Annotated in this window: 12 protein-coding genes; 6 read left to right on the top strand and 6 right to left on the bottom strand. The window is 45.0% G+C overall.

What is annotated here, in order from left to right; translation table 11 throughout:
- Positions 1–36 precede the first annotated feature (36 nt).
- Positions 37–1,338 carry a glycosyltransferase family 1 protein gene (locus tag QUA50_RS02590; protein WP_333259269.1) on the bottom strand — a complete coding sequence of 434 codons (1,302 nt, stop codon included), beginning with the start codon at positions 1,336–1,338 and terminating at the stop codon, positions 37–39.
- A gap of 574 nt (positions 1,339–1,912) precedes the next feature.
- Here QUA50_RS02590 and QUA50_RS02585 point away from each other — a divergent pair.
- On the top strand, positions 1,913–2,056 hold the full coding sequence (locus QUA50_RS02585; protein ID WP_333259272.1) for a hypothetical protein: 144 nt from the start codon (positions 1,913–1,915) through the stop codon (positions 2,054–2,056).
- Between the two features lie 112 nt (positions 2,057–2,168).
- Here QUA50_RS02585 and QUA50_RS02580 read toward each other — a convergent pair whose 3' ends face one another.
- The gene (locus QUA50_RS02580) at positions 2,169–3,206 is read right to left on the bottom strand and encodes an aldo/keto reductase (protein ID WP_333259275.1); all 1,038 of its coding nucleotides are present in this window, start codon (positions 3,204–3,206) and stop codon (positions 2,169–2,171) included.
- Positions 3,207–3,581: 375 nt separating this feature from the next.
- Between QUA50_RS02580 and QUA50_RS02575 the strand changes: the two genes are divergently transcribed.
- On the top strand, positions 3,582–3,983 hold the full coding sequence (locus QUA50_RS02575) for a fasciclin domain-containing protein (protein WP_333259467.1): 402 nt from the start codon (positions 3,582–3,584) through the stop codon (positions 3,981–3,983).
- Positions 3,984–4,092: 109 nt separating this feature from the next.
- Here QUA50_RS02575 and QUA50_RS02570 read toward each other — a convergent pair whose 3' ends face one another.
- A complete protein-coding gene (locus QUA50_RS02570; RefSeq protein ID WP_333259278.1) occupies positions 4,093–4,323 on the bottom strand; it encodes a hypothetical protein in 231 nt (76 codons plus the stop codon).
- A gap of 112 nt (positions 4,324–4,435) precedes the next feature.
- Here QUA50_RS02570 and QUA50_RS02565 point away from each other — a divergent pair, with 112 nt between their 5' ends.
- Positions 4,436–5,584: a GTP-binding protein gene (locus QUA50_RS02565; RefSeq protein ID WP_333259281.1), complete on the top strand. Its 1,149-nt coding sequence runs from the start codon at positions 4,436–4,438 to the stop codon at positions 5,582–5,584.
- 155 nt (positions 5,585–5,739) lie between these two features.
- Positions 5,740–6,195, top strand: coding sequence for a D-aminoacyl-tRNA deacylase (dtd, locus tag QUA50_RS02560; RefSeq protein ID WP_333259284.1), 456 nt, complete (start codon positions 5,740–5,742; stop codon positions 6,193–6,195).
- Positions 6,196–6,414: 219 nt separating this feature from the next.
- Here dtd and QUA50_RS02555 read toward each other — a convergent pair whose 3' ends face one another.
- Positions 6,415–6,672, bottom strand: coding sequence for a hypothetical protein (locus QUA50_RS02555; protein WP_333259287.1), 258 nt, complete (start codon positions 6,670–6,672; stop codon positions 6,415–6,417).
- Between the two features lie 43 nt (positions 6,673–6,715).
- Here QUA50_RS02555 and QUA50_RS02550 point away from each other — a divergent pair, with 43 nt between their 5' ends.
- Positions 6,716–7,951 carry a HetZ-related protein gene (locus tag QUA50_RS02550; RefSeq protein WP_333259289.1) on the top strand — a complete coding sequence of 412 codons (1,236 nt, stop codon included), beginning with the start codon at positions 6,716–6,718 and terminating at the stop codon, positions 7,949–7,951.
- 567 nt (positions 7,952–8,518) lie between these two features.
- Here QUA50_RS02550 and QUA50_RS02545 read toward each other — a convergent pair.
- Positions 8,519–9,487, bottom strand: coding sequence for a TIGR03885 family FMN-dependent LLM class oxidoreductase (locus QUA50_RS02545; protein ID WP_333259291.1), 969 nt, complete (start codon positions 9,485–9,487; stop codon positions 8,519–8,521).
- Between the two features lie 199 nt (positions 9,488–9,686).
- A complete protein-coding gene (locus QUA50_RS02540; RefSeq protein ID WP_333259294.1) occupies positions 9,687–10,538 on the bottom strand; it encodes a DUF1206 domain-containing protein in 852 nt (283 codons plus the stop codon).
- Between the two features lie 979 nt (positions 10,539–11,517).
- On the opposite strand from QUA50_RS02540, the gene QUA50_RS02535 reads away from it, so the two are divergent.
- Positions 11,518–12,084, top strand: a complete 567-nt coding sequence (locus tag QUA50_RS02535; RefSeq protein ID WP_333259296.1) for a DUF3611 family protein — start codon at positions 11,518–11,520, stop codon at positions 12,082–12,084.
- The last annotated feature ends 91 nt before the right edge of the window (positions 12,085–12,175 follow it).

The raw sequence follows: 12,175 nt of genomic DNA, 5'->3' as shown, positions 1-12,175 counted from the left end.
GTAACGTGTAACTCTTTAACTTCAACCTCAACATTCCTAACTTAAAACTTTCATCCTGCCTTCGGCTTTCTGCCTTTTATCGTCGATCGCACTTTCGATCAACCCCAGCATTTCGCCCCAGGTATTGTCCCAAGAATTGTCCGCTAAAAAGGCATCTACTTCGCTCAGCCACTTGGTGCGAACGTCCGAACTTTCGTTGAGGATTTCTTCGGCACAAGCCACGAATTCTTCAGAATTGCTCGCAATCCGAACCAAGCCGTTTTCTCCGTAAGGCCGCACCACGTCGCGGATTGGAGTAGAAATCACAGGTTTGCCCGCAGCGAGGTATTCTGGAGTTTTCGTGGGACTAATAAACTTAGTCGATTCGTTAATCGCAAAAGGCAGCATGGCTATATCCCATCCGCCAAGATACGCTGGCAGTTCTTGATAAGATTTGCCGCCGAGATAGTGGATATTTGGGTGAGTTGGCAGAGTTGCCGGATCGATTTTCACCACCGGCCCAATGATGACTAAATGCCAGTCCGGCTTTGCTTGGGCCATGCCCGCCAGCAGTTCGATATCCATGCGTTCGTCTATGACGCCATAAAATCCCAAACGCGGGTGAGGAATGTCTTTTTGATCCGCCGGTTCTTGTGAAAGATTCCTAGCTGTCGCAAAGTGTTCTTTTTCGATGCTGCTGGGGAAGGGGTGAATGTTTGAGTGCTGGTGCTGTTTGGCTTCGTAAAGGTTGTGTCCCCCGGTAAATACTACGCTGGCGCGCTTTAATAATTGGTTTTCATTGGCTTTTAAATCCGGGTGTGCGCCTTTGAATGCTGACAGTTCATCCATGCAGTCATAGACTACAGCTAACGGCTTTAAGTGGTTTGTGAAGCTGACAGCCATTGGCGTGTAATACCACAGAATGTACTGGCTAATTTCTGCCGCTCTAAACAAATCATCTAGCATGGCTTGCTGAGCAGTTTGTGCTGTTGCTTCGCTGGTTCCTTCGCTCAGGTGCGGTACTATTACCCAAACTCCGCTTTCGTGGATGCTGACATCAAGCCACCAATCTGTAGTCTCACTAAAAACTGGTTCTTCTACAAAGAATACGCGACGAGTTTTGGCACAACGACTCAAGAGATGTTGGGGACGCTGATAGACGAAATTCCACCGCAAATGAGACAAGCAAACTAAATCTGGTGCTTCTACAGCCTCAGCTTTTGATAAGTTGGCGCGCAATGCGGCGGAGGGTGCGAATTGAGAGGGGGATTTTGCGGGATCTATAGAGGTAAATCGGATCTCCCATGCTCGATCTTTATTGCTATAATTATTGTTTACTGAGTTTTCTGGGGGCGACATATTAGCCTCTGGAATTTGTCTAGGAAAAATTGTCAGTTAAAATTGGTCAAAAGGTTATATTTCTCAGCAGGGTCTTACTGAAAGTTGCAAGCATAAATCTGAGAAGTTTTATTGACGAGCAAGGGCCGCATTCAGCGAGCAAAACAAACTGTTTAGCTGCGTTAAAAACAGACCTATCTGCTTTTTTCAGAAGGGAAAGTTTGAGATAACTTAATATTGTTAGATTGGCTATTGTTGTTAAATGTAACCCAGTTTTTCTGCCCTAACTTCTATCTGAAGGATGACTTTTATCTGAGGAGACACCTAGCTTGCACGCTGGGTTCAAAAGCCTTTAAAATGCCGATCGACCTTGTAATAGGACTCTTAACTGGCAGGTACGGGATGAAAAAAGAGCGAGTTTTATTGCTTTATTTGAAGATGAGAGAAAATTTGCCATCAAGTTTATGTTGCTTTTTGATTTGACAAACCTTGCTTTTTTTAACTCATCCGATCGCTCTTAGGGAAAATTTGTGTCCTAATATACACAATATCGTCAAAGATTTCTAACTTCCGATAGATTAACAATTAACACTTTATGCAGTGGGTTAAACTGACACAATATCACCTGTCTCAACAATATCAAATAAAACAGGTAACGGCAACGATAAACCTACAATTGTACGCGAGTCTGCGGCAAGAAACCAAGGTGATGACATTTGTGCTGCGGGCGTCAGTTTAACCTCGTACCCACAGCGCAAATGTCAATCATCCCTCTAAGGGCGGGTTCGCCGATATCTGCAATAAAACGCCAAATATCAACGTAAACCCGCGACTAGAAAATACCAGCAACTTTACAGTCGGCTGCTGTCTATTTTGGCGATTCCTCCTCCAAAGGCAAAATCTTGCACCGTCGGACTCTTTAAGAAATCGTGAGGGAAACCCAATTCAATTGCACTTACTTTGTCTAACTGCTGCATTTGTTCCGGGGTTAATTTAAACTCCAAACAAGCGAGATTTTCCTGAAGTTGGGAGAGTTTGCGCGAACCCACAATCGGAATAACTTGGACTGGCTGTTGGATCAGCCAATTTAGGGCTACTTGAGAAGCGGGTTTGCCAATTTCGGCTGCTATGAAGCTAACTTCGTCAGCAATTTTGAGGTCTCGTTCGTTAATTTTTCCCGATTCAGGTGAATTCAGCCGTTTAGCTTCGCTGGCGGTTTCTGAAGTGTTGTATTTTCCTGTTAGCAAACCGCCTGCTAGGGGACTCCAAGCTGTGATGCCAATATCAAAGGCTTTTGCCATAGGGATCAACTCCCGTTCGGGAGTTCGCTCTTTTAAAGAATACTCGATTTGCAAGCCGATAAATGGTGTCCACCCGCGCAGGTGGGCGATCGTATTTGCTTGAGAAATAATCCAAGCCGGCGTATCGGAAATGCCTATGTAAAGAACTTTACCGGCGCGCACCAAATCGTCAAAAGCGCGCATCACTTCTTCGACGGGTGTTGTAAAATCCCAAGCGTGCAGCCACAGCAAATCTATGTATTCAACTTGCAGCCGCTTCAAACTGGCCTCTACTGCTTGCACCATATTTTTGCGGTGGTTGCCGAAACCGTTGATTTCGCCATTCTTCATGTTGAGGCTATACTTCGTGGCAACTACCCATTTTTCGCGATCGGCCCGGATGAACTCGCCGACATATTTTTCGCTAGTACCGTTGGTGTAGAGATTGGCGGTATCAATGAAATTGCCGCCCGCTTCTGCAAAGGCGTCGAACATTTTCCGGCTTTCGTCGTAGGAACCGCCCCAACCCCACTCTTCCCCAAAAGTCATGGTTCCGAGGCAGATTTCCGAAACGCGAAGTCCGCTGTGACCTAGTAGTTTGTATCTCATGTCACCGTTGCGCTAGTTAGTGGTTGTTAACAGTTTAGATCGGGATTTCCCAAACTGTTGCCATCAGTCGGGGTGGCGGGTTTTTGTAATGTGTTAGCGCTATGCCGGATGTTGAATGTTTGGCCAAGTTAATCAAAATCCCGTAGCAGGGGCGATCGGCTTACTAATGTATTTAGGATTACATTGCTAAATAAAAATACAGTAAAATCGGTAAATTAAAATCTACCTTTAGGTAGGTATTTACTGAAATTAGTTATATAAAAAAATGTTTTATTTTATATAAGAAAGCCAAACTGAATGAGAAAAAATATCTGTAGCTAAATTAACTTTTTAGCGTTATGGTAATTTACAGATTACAAAAACAAGGTGACTCTCTTGGCTGACATCGTTGATACCGCCGTTTCGGCAGGCTCTTTTACTACCCTAGTTGCTGCCGTCCAAGCCGCTGGTTTAGTAGATACTCTCAAAGGGGCTGGCCCCTTCACAGTTTTTGCGCCTACTGACGAAGCTTTTGCTAAGCTTCCCGCAGGTACTGTAGAAGCACTGCTTAATGACATTCCTAAGCTGACAAAAATCTTGACTTATCATGTCGTTTCCGGCAAAGTTATGGCCGCTGATGTGGTCAACCTGAAATCTGCCAAGACAGTTGAAGGTTCAGAAGTAAAAATTGATGCTTCCAATGGCGTCAAAATCAATGATTCTACCGTTACAACAGCCGATGTTGCTGCTGATAATGGTGTCATCCACATTATTGATTCAGTCTTGCTTCCTGCGTAAGCACAGACTGAGATACCGCAATACTATCTTGAGGGCGGTGGCTGTTGTTAGCCACCGCCCTGTTTTAATTGAGGTTTAAATATTTTACGCAGCTCGATAATTAAAACTATTATAGAGTAGCGGGAATTGGTCGATCGCACTGGGCTTGAGTTGGCCCCAAATTTGTCGCTGCTGAATTTACCGAAAAAACAGCTTGTAGGCAAACTGCGACAGGTACTCTGGACAAAATTTTATCAAAAAAATCAAAAAGTGCGATCGACCGCGTTAACAATTGCCGATAATTAGCGGCCCACTTATTGTGCAGTTTCGGGCTGATGGCCGGTTGATGCGTAGATACCATGCCACCAAACCCAACATTTCTCCGAGAAACTGGGTTTACCAGGCCTTGTCCTAATTAAGATACAATAAGAGCCACAAAGAAAGTGCGATCGACATTATTTGACAGTCAAGCTATGCAATCTACAACTCAGTCCGAGACAGAACCGGCGATGGACGCTCCCAAACACGGCTTACCCGTTACCATCATTACAGGATTTCTCGGCAGCGGCAAAACAACCCTGCTCAACCACATCCTGACCAACCAGCAGGGTTTGAAAACAGCAGTTTTGGTCAATGAATTTGGAGAAATCGGCATCGACAACGAACTGATTGTCACCACCGACGACAATATGGTTGAGCTGAACAACGGCTGCATTTGCTGCACTATTAATGAAGATTTAGTTAATGCAGTTTACAAAGTTCTGGAACGTCAAGAAAATCTCGATTATCTGGTAGTCGAAACAACCGGACTCGCCGACCCGCTGCCAGTAGCAATGACTTTTTTAGGAACAGAATTGCGCGACCTGACTCGTCTCGATTCGATAGTTACATTAGTAGACGCAGCCAACTACAGCTTAGATTTGTTCAACTCTCAAGCAGCTTACAGTCAAATAGCTTACGGCGATATAATTATCCTCAACAAAACTGATTTGGTTGAGGAAGCAGATTTAGATTTGTTGGAAGTTAAGATTCGCGATGTCAAAGAAGGTGCTCGAATTTTGCGAACAGTAAAATCGCAAGTTCCTCTACCGCTTGTTCTCAGCGTAGGATTGTTTGAATCGGACAAATATTTCCAATCAGAAGAAACTCCTAGCAGTCACGAACATCACGACCATCACGGTCACGATCATCACGACCATCACGAACATCACGGTCACGAACATCACGACCATCACGACCATCACGACCACGACCACGGCCATCACAACCACGACCATCACGACCACTCCGACCATTTAGAAAATGACGGATTTACCTCAATTTCTTTCCAAAGCGACAAGCCGTTTTCTCTGAGAAAATTTCAATATTTCTTAGACCAACAAATGCCAACAAATGTGTTTCGCGCTAAAGGCATTATGTGGTTTGAAGAAAGCCCCAAACGCCATATTTTTCACTTGAGCGGCAAGCGATTTACGATGGACGACGACGAGTGGAAAGGCGATCGCAAAAACCAGCTTGTTCTCATCGGTCAGGGTTTGGATACTGAGACTTTGCGATCGCAACTCGAAAACTGTCTTTGTATGCCTTCAACCAATCGCGGCAAAGGTTTTGGGAAAAACTAAAGGTTACTGGTTCCCAGGCTAGAGCCTGGGAACCGATGTAAGCGAGGCTCTGCCTCTCTGGTACTTAGGAAGATAGGAGGCAGAGCCTCTGGATCTGCGTTACCAGGCTCTAGCCTGGTAACGAGTAATTACCTATTACCAATTACCGATTTCCAATGCGAGTCATCATCCAGCGAGTAAAATCATCTCAAGTCGAAATAGACGATCGAATTGTCGGCAAAATTGGCCGCGGACTTAACTTGCTTGTAGGTATTGCAGACACCGACACCGAAGCAGAACTCGATTGGATGGCTCGCAAATGCCTAGAATTGCGTTTGTTTCCCGACTCTGCCACGGATACCGGGCGCTGGGACAAGTCCGTACAAGACATCGGCGGCGAGTTGCTGGTTGTGAGTCAATTTACGCTCTACGGGGACTGCCGCAAAGGTCGGCGGCCTTCCTTTGACCGAGCAGCGGCTCCTGAACGAGCCGAAATTTTTTATGATAAATTTGTCGAAAAGTTGCGCCAGAGCGGCTTAAAAGTCGAAACAGGCCTGTTTGGAGCGATGATGCAAGTCTCGATCGAGAATGACGGGCCGGTGACTTTGGTATTAGAGAAAGAATCAGGGTGAATTGTTGGCAAACAAAGCTCTGTGCGCTTCTTTCTGATTCCTTCTTCCTTCTTGGATAAGATCAAATTTTCAGATTAACCGGGTTTCCTAACTGCTGTTGCGTAGGTTCTGAATACATTGCAGATAGCTACACTCTGCCGAGTCTCGATTCCACAATCTCGATCGCCCAAAACCACCTCAAACAGCCAGTTAGTAAATCGTCCACTCAGCGGCCTTGGATCAGCCCCATCTCAAAGAGCGATCGCCCCACGCACATAACAGCTCAGAATGCTTGTAAAGTAAGGCTTTAACGGCAATAAAACCAATCTTCCACAGCCAGCGATTAGAATCAGATTCAGCAGCCAAAAACTGTTGCATGAGAGAGTGGAACACTGGCATAACTACGGTTATCTCTACTTCCGTAACATTCAATGTATAGAGAGTTGAATCAGCACAGCAAGCGAAACCGCCAGCAACTGCCGCCTCACACTCTGACAAATGTCCTCGCACACCCGCTGTGCCCTACCACCCGATAAATGCCATGACTGTCAAAACTGCCACCACCCTCAACTGCAACAACGCTTCTGGCTTCAACTGCATTCCGGCTACCTCCAGCGAACCAAACGCCGAAATCAATACGGTTCCCACCATCGATATCCTCGCTTTGGCTGACTTCGCCCTCAAAGAATTGCAAGCCGAAATGAAAACTGCTAGCCGCAGCGCTCAAGCAGTGGCGATGCGGATTGCTAAGGAAGTCGAACGGATTTGCCAAAAAAGCGATCGCATCCAAATTTCCGGCGAAGTTGAAGCTTGGCAAATCACCTTGGCCGAGCACCGGTTGCAAAAAACCCTGCAATACTACCGCCTCGGTTCCAAACAAGGCCGCGTCGAACTGCATTCTCACCTCGCGGCGATGATTTACCGCCATGTTGCTTCTTTCCGATCGAACTTGAACTTTCAAGCTCGCTACAACATGATTGAAGACTTTTTGCAAGGCTTTTACATCGAATCTCTGCGCGCTTTCCGCCGCGAACACCAACTCGATGTCACCTACCAGCCCCGCACGCAGCTCGAATTGGCTGAGTACATGGCTTTTACCGAACACTACGCCAAGCGCCAAATTGGCTTACCGGGCCGCAACCGCCAACGCCTGATCGTGTTGCGCGCTCAAGGATTTGCCAAGGGCCAACCTCCCGAAACTGCGATCGACATTGAAATGGCTGTAGAATCCGGCAAGGGAGAAGATGCGGAAATTTACAGCCGCTCTCCGGCGCTGCAACAAGTGCGCGAGCAAATGGTATCGGAAACTGTCGATCCGGCTGATGCAGTGCTGCGCGATCGAGTAGTCTCGGAATTGATCGCCTATCTGGAATCGCAAAATCAGCCAGAATGCGTGAATTACTTAACTTTAAAATTGCAAGACCTTTCGGCTTCGGAAATTGACCGCGTGCTCGGTTTGTCTTCCCGCCAGCGCGACTACTTGCAACAACGTTTCAAGTACCACGTCGAAAAATTTGCCCGCACTCAAAATTGGAAACTCGTCCACGAATGGCTGGGTGCTGATGTCGATCAAAAGCTGGGAATGACTTCGGACAAATGGGAAGCGTTTCGCGCTCAACTGTCGCCGGAAATGCAGCAACTGTTAGAAATGAAGCGGAATCAAGAAAGCGACAAGGCGATCGCCACCGCGCTCAAATGCACTCCCAAACAAGTCCAAAAACGCTGGGCGCAACTGTTGGAGCTGGCTAGCCAGACTCGCAACAGCAACCAAGCTTAAGTGGTACTCAAATATGAATGCAACTGTTTTCTTGAGACTGGAAAATGCGATCGGGTGCGGCACCTGCACAGGACTGCCCGCCCAGGCGTCCGCTCTCAACTCAACAAGGGCTGCTACTAAATTATCGCCCCGACGCGGGCAAATTCAATTTATTAAAACAACATTACTTTTTTTAATATCTTTCGTTCCCTGGTTAGGCCGGGGAATTTGTTTTTATTAGTCATCAGTCATCAGTCATCAATCAGTTATTGGAAATTGCGTGCTGAATAGGCAGCGTTGCATCATATATTTATAATGATATTTAACCCCAATTCTCGCCTCCAGAAAGCAACAATGATGAGTGTCTGGTTTGTTTGCTGAATTATTTTGTAGGTGCACTCGCTCTAAGATTGTCGATATTATTTAGAATTTTTTAGGGCAACGCACCCTACAGATACTGTTGCATGAATTTTGAGAATTAGTATAAACATAGGGAGTGAACTAATAAAGGCAAAGTTGTTCACAGTTGAAAAATGCAATGCCCCAAATGTAACCGTGAAATCGCTTCTACATACTGAGTTTCCAACATCAACTTTTTGTCAGCGCTGGCACTACTTTTTCGCCAAACACCTCAATAAACTGCTCTTGTTCTCGGTTAACGTTGTGCAAAATTACTTGATCGAACCCCAATTCAATATCTTTTTGCAACCACTCAATATGCTGCTCTTGGTCTGCCGAAATTCGGACGTGTTGATATAACTCCTCTGGTTGCACAAACTCCCCTGCCGCATCAAATTGATCTGGTGTTATCAGTTCTGTCAGCATTTTACTTTTGAAGATGTTACTGCGCCATTGATCGTGAGCGCCTTGTAGTGCTTTCTCTGCATTACTGTCATAGGAAATCTGCACTTTCAAAATCATTGGTTTCCCTTCTCCACCACCCCGACGAAACGCATCGACGACTTTTTTTAACTTTTCAGGTGGGCGAGAAGTAGTAATTAATCCATCAGCCCAACTGCCCACCCATTCAGCGGTTTCTGGCGTAACTGCGGCGCCGATAATTAATGGGAGAATTTCCGGGCGGGTATAGAGTTTTGCATCTTCTACGCACACTAAACCGCGATGGGTGACGGTTTCTCCTGTCCAAAGGGCGCGGATAATATCGACACATTCTTTGAGGCGCGCGTTGCGATCGCTCTTAGTTGGCCACTTATCCCCAGTAATATGTTCGTTCAACGCTTGACCGCTGCCAACCGTTAGCCAAAAACGATTGGGAAACATTTCTGCCAACGTTGCCGCAGCTTGGGCAATAATAGCCGGATGATACCGCTGTCCGGGAGCGCAAACAACCCGATAGGAAAGCCTCGGCGTTGCTTGCATTGCTGCACCCAACCAAGACCAAGCAAAACCACTTTGTCCTTGCGCTTCACTCCAAGGATGAAAGTGATCGGAAGAAAGGGCATGGGTAAAGCCAGCTTGTTCTGCCATTTGGACATATTTCAGCAGTTCGCTGGGCTTAAACTGTTCGTGGGAAGCGTGATAACCAATTTTTACCATAAGTTTTTAGGAGTCTTGAGTTGAGTAGGGGCGGTGCCAAGAGTGCCCGCCCTGAGTTTTGAGTTAAAATATCCCGACTTAAAAGCAGGTGATTTAATCAGGACGCCTTGTAAAAGTTATGAATTTTGAGTTAGATAAGTTTTTAATTCAAAAAAATTGTTGTACTCAAAATTCATAACTTTTTGCATAACGGGCAAGCTTATGAACCGAAAATTCGCCGATAGCGAGCTTCAATTACCGAGTATATGCCATAGGCAATTAAACCCAAAGGTACTAGAGCCAAAATCACTGGACTAAAAGGCTGCTGTGCCACAATTCCCAACACCTCGCCCAATCCTTTCGTTTGACTGGCATCCGATAGCCTTGCTGCTTGAATTAAGAAAAAACCGATTATAACGAAAACAACTCCACGGGCAGCAATTCCGAATCGACCCAACCGTGTCGCCCAATTTTGCTCTGTTTGACTCATTTCATTTAGCTTGAAATGGCGGCGAAATTTAGCTTTATATGCTTGGTAGAAATAAGAAAAACCGACACCAATAACAATTGAGCCTGCCAATCCTACCAGCCACTCTCCAAACGGTTGCGCTAAAATTTGGGCTGTCAAATCTTCGGTTGTATCGCTCTTACCACCGCCCGAACCCATTATCAGTTTTACAGCCGTTAAAGCTAAACCTGCGTAAGCTAAAGCACTTAATGCGTAGCCAATGCGTTGGGCAATTCGCTTGGCATCCATTTTCTGTCCTTGGTGTTCTGGGTCGAGAATTGTCTGAACGATACGCAAAAGGGCATAACCAATAATGCCAATTGTTACAAGAAATAGCAGAAATTTACCGAAGGGTTGGTTAACAATTTCTGATAATGCACCGCTAGTATCGGTTGTCCTGCCGCCGATACTGAAGACGGCTTGTGCTGCTAAAAAACCGACAATAAAGTAAACTAAGCCTTTGGAAGCATATCCCAATCTTGCCAGTCGCTCAAACCAGGGATGAGAAGCTGCCTGTCCAATTGAGTCTTTAATGCTGTCGGTGGGTGAGTTGTCCCGTTTCATATTTTTTGACAATTTAGTTGTTAACGACTGCTGCCATACCCAATAGTGCATTCCTGTCCAGCTAACTGAGTTCTTAAACAGATAATTTATGTTATTATTTATTTCTTTAAAGATTAGCTTGTTTAGATTTTTTTTGAATCTGTCTTGAGCGGGAGTGTCATCGGTTGATTGAGTAATAAATTTCACATTTATTGGGCTTGACAAATATAGCTTTAGGGGCTATGAGATGGCTTCCATGATGGAGGAGTCTGCCAGCGGTATAGTAGATTTTTGATAAAAATTTCTTTAACCAAAGTTAGAATAACAATTAGAATTGGCGACCATAAAAATAATGTCAACAAAAAATCAGAATGCTATCAAGAGCTAAGGTGTAAACGGAAAGCAAAAATACCTGCTTTTCCATAATGATATATCTGACAAATCTGCAATAACTGTCCTAACTAGCTTATGGAAGTTGCAAGAATGGATGCGCCCCAGTGCGGCTGTTGGGAATCAAGCATCGATCGCCAATAGTGCGATCGCACTTAACTCAAAGCTGTATCATAAATTTTTCCTCAATCATCTTCCATCAGGAGGATATTTTCTTATGGCATCAGACAGATGGCAAGGTTGGGCTAGTTAGATTAAATGGAGATTGAAGCAAGATTTTGAAATGGTGAACAAAGACAATAGACGTTTTGCCTAAGTCGATTTTTAAGACTCTAAATTCCCATTGTCGCAAAAAGTTGATTGTTCAGAACCGGGAGGATTTTAGGAAAATCAAATCAACCACAACGGCAGTTGCTGTGTTGAGTTCAACCTTTTATTTACCGGAAATTGTCGAATTCGGTTCCCAAACATCCGGCATCCTGTCCTGCCCTTAACTGACTTTTCAGGAAAAATCTAATAGCTAACCACAAGGCGATCGCCAGGAAGACAAGCATAACCTCTTTCTTACTTCGTTTATTTGGATGCTCAATTCAGCAATAAGGTGGATATAATGAATCAACCAGAATCCTTGCCACAACCGCTAACCCAAAGCGAATTCGTCACAACTTTTCGCTTGTTTAGTAGATTTAGCTTTTGGATACAGTTATTCTTTGGTGCTGTTTCCGGCATAGTTTTATTATTTGCTATGTTGGGTCGCAACATGAGCCAACAAACCAATAATGCAGGTATTGGTTTCGGGGTGTTTTTAGCGATCGTTGGTCTTTTATTGCTGTGCTTTAGAATTTTTTGGGATTTTCGCTATCGGCTTTTAGGCAGACTTTTGCACGCCGAAAATTCCCAGGTATATCCCAGCAAAGAACATATTACTCACACATTACGGATTGGATTAGTTTCTAGTTTGGTGGGGGTATTAATCGCGTTTGTTGCTTCTGAAGAAACAGTTGCTGTAGTGCTAGCAAAAACTCTGAGTCAACCGCAAGCGCTCGCAGCTTATACGCCAGAAAATGTGATTCGTTCCCTAGATATTTTTGTGACGATGGCAAACGTCAATTTGATTGGCGCTCACTTTTTTGGAGCTGTTACTTCTCTTGGGTTACTCAATTGGGTAGAGGATTAGTTGGCAGCATGGGCGATCGCTAAAGGCAAACACAACTCCTATATCCTTATGATTGACAAGGGCTGGCCGATTTAACTAAGGTTGGTGGTTG

It is taken from the genome of Microcoleus sp. M2_D5 (genome assembly GCF_036701935.1).
Classification (GTDB): domain Bacteria; phylum Cyanobacteriota; class Cyanobacteriia; order Cyanobacteriales; family Microcoleaceae; genus Microcoleus.
The sequence above is the reverse complement of the archived record's forward strand: the minus strand, read 5'-3'. Positions and strand labels throughout refer to the sequence as shown.

Bases quoted from the DNA above. Each gene is read 5' to 3' on its own strand.
- QUA50_RS02590 (WP_333259269.1), bottom strand. From the start codon at position 1,338: ATGTCGCCCCCAGAAAACTCAGTAAACAATAATTATAGCAATAAAGAT.
- QUA50_RS02585 (WP_333259272.1), top strand. From the start codon at position 1,913: ATGCAGTGGGTTAAACTGACACAATATCACCTGTCTCAACAATATCAA.
- QUA50_RS02580 (WP_333259275.1), bottom strand. From the start codon at position 3,206: ATGAGATACAAACTACTAGGTCACAGCGGACTTCGCGTTTCGGAAATC.
- QUA50_RS02570 (WP_333259278.1), bottom strand. From the start codon at position 4,323: ATGGTATCTACGCATCAACCGGCCATCAGCCCGAAACTGCACAATAAG.
- QUA50_RS02565 (WP_333259281.1), top strand. From the start codon at position 4,436: ATGCAATCTACAACTCAGTCCGAGACAGAACCGGCGATGGACGCTCCC.
- dtd (WP_333259284.1), top strand. From the start codon at position 5,740: ATGCGAGTCATCATCCAGCGAGTAAAATCATCTCAAGTCGAAATAGAC.
- QUA50_RS02550 (WP_333259289.1), top strand. From the start codon at position 6,716: ATGACTGTCAAAACTGCCACCACCCTCAACTGCAACAACGCTTCTGGC.
- QUA50_RS02545 (WP_333259291.1), bottom strand. From the start codon at position 9,487: ATGGTAAAAATTGGTTATCACGCTTCCCACGAACAGTTTAAGCCCAGC.
- QUA50_RS02540 (WP_333259294.1), bottom strand. From the start codon at position 10,538: ATGAAACGGGACAACTCACCCACCGACAGCATTAAAGACTCAATTGGA.
- QUA50_RS02535 (WP_333259296.1), top strand. From the start codon at position 11,518: ATGAATCAACCAGAATCCTTGCCACAACCGCTAACCCAAAGCGAATTC.